This window comes from Falsiroseomonas sp. RANM36 (assembly GCF_056682175.1).
This window is the reverse complement of sequence record NZ_JBWXTD010000003.1, coordinates 335704-337263: the sequence shown is the minus strand read 5'-3', so window position 1 is coordinate 337263 and position 1560 is coordinate 335704. Positions and strand designations below refer to the sequence as shown.

The 1560-nt window shown below is 76.9% G+C and carries 2 protein-coding genes and 1 pseudogene; 2 read left to right on the top strand and 1 reads right to left on the bottom strand.

The window, feature by feature from the left end; all coding sequences use genetic code 11:
- Window positions 1-275: pseudogene (locus tag AC1MIR_RS06410) on the bottom strand (ATP-dependent helicase HrpB); the annotation flags it as partial.
- Window positions 276-408: 133 nt separating this feature from the next.
- Between AC1MIR_RS06410 and AC1MIR_RS06405 the strand changes: the two are divergent.
- Window positions 409-1032 carry a TetR/AcrR family transcriptional regulator gene (locus AC1MIR_RS06405; protein WP_480027350.1) on the top strand — a complete coding sequence of 208 codons (624 nt, stop codon included), beginning with the start codon at window positions 409-411 and terminating at the stop codon, window positions 1030-1032.
- Window positions 1029-1560 (top strand): cupin domain-containing protein (locus AC1MIR_RS06400; protein WP_480027349.1); only part of this gene is annotated, 532 nt, incomplete at its 3' end. The genes AC1MIR_RS06405 and AC1MIR_RS06400, both read left to right, overlap by 4 nt.

The window sequence follows — 1560 nt, the reverse complement described above, 5'->3', positions numbered from 1 at the left end:
GCGCGCGGGGTCGCGCCGCCGGGGGCGCCGCCGGGGCGCGCCCCCCCCCCCCGCCCCCCCCCCGCGGGGGCGGGGGGGGGGGCGGCGACGCGGCGGGGCTCCAGGACAAGGATTTTTCCTTCATCCGCCCAGGGCTCCGCCATCAGGGCGAGCGGCGCGAGCGTGGTCTTGCCGGCGCCCGGGGGTGCGACGAGCACGGCGTTGCTGCCCTCCCGCAGCGCGGCGGCAAGGCGCGGCAGGGCCTCGGTGACGGGGAGGTCGGGGAGCGGCGGCATCGCCGCGGTGGATAGCCCCTGGGCGCCCCCGGGCGGAACCGGCCGCGAGGCTGCCGCCTGCTGCCGCACGACAGGGGCGCGACAGGCAGGCGCCGGCTTGACCTGCGGAAGCCTTGATGTCACTAATAGTGACATGAATGCATCCACGATGCGCCGGTACGAGAGCCCGCTGCGCCGCGCCCAGGCCGAGGAAACCCGCCGCCTCATCCTCGCGGCGGTCGGGCGGCTTTTCGAATCCGCGCCCGGCCAGGTGCTCTCCTTCGACGCCGTCGCCGCCGAGGCCGGCGTGCAGCGCCGGACGGTGTTCCGCCACTTCCCGACCAAGGACGACCTGCTGGCCGCCTTCTGGGCCTGGATGAACCGCGGCGTCGCGCTGCGCACCTGGCCCGAGAACGAGGCCGACCTCCTGGCCATGCCGCCCGTCACCTTCGCCGGCTTCGACCGGCAGGAGGGGCTGATCCGCGCCGCGCTGGAGACACCCGCCGGGCGTGAGATGCGCCGCCAGGCCAACCCCGAGCGGCAGGCCGCCTTCCGCCGCAGCCTGGCCGAGGCGACGCGCGGCCGCGATCCGCGCCGGGCACGCCAGGCGGAGGCGGTGATCCAGCTGCTCTACAGCGCCGCGGCCTGGCAGTCGCTGCGCGACAACTGGGACATGACCGGCGCGGAGGCCGGCGAGGCGGTGGCCTGGGCCATCGGCGAGTTGCTCGCGGCACTCCGGCGGGAAGCCGGCCGCGAAGGGGAAGGAGAACCCGGATGAGTGCTGTCACCCTGCTGCCGGCCTCGGCCGCCGAGACCCTCTACGTCATGGGCGATCGCTTGCGCTTCGCCGGCGCGCTGCCGCCCGGCGATGTCGTGCTGCTCGAGGTGGAGGTGCCGCCCGGCTCCGGAACGCCGCTGCATCGCCACGCCTCGCCCGAGCTCTTCCGCGTGCTGGAAGGCGAGGTGACCTTCGCCACCGCGGAGGGCTCCCGCGTGGCGCGCGCCGGCGACGTGCTCAGCGTCGCCTCCGACGTGCCGCATGGCTACGCCAACGCCGGCACGGCGCCGGCGAGGATGCTGGTCGTGCTCGACCGCGCCATGGCCGCCTTCTTCCGCGAGATCGGCTCGCCGGCACCGATGGACGGCCCGCCGGGACCCGGGGATTTCGCGCGGATCGGGGCGGCCTGCGCGCGGCACGGCATCACCCTGATCGGCGGGCCGCCCCCCGGCGGGGGCGGCCCCCGGGCCGGGGGGGCGGCCGCCCCCCAGGGGTGGATCAGCCCGCCCCCCCAACAAGGCCGCCCCC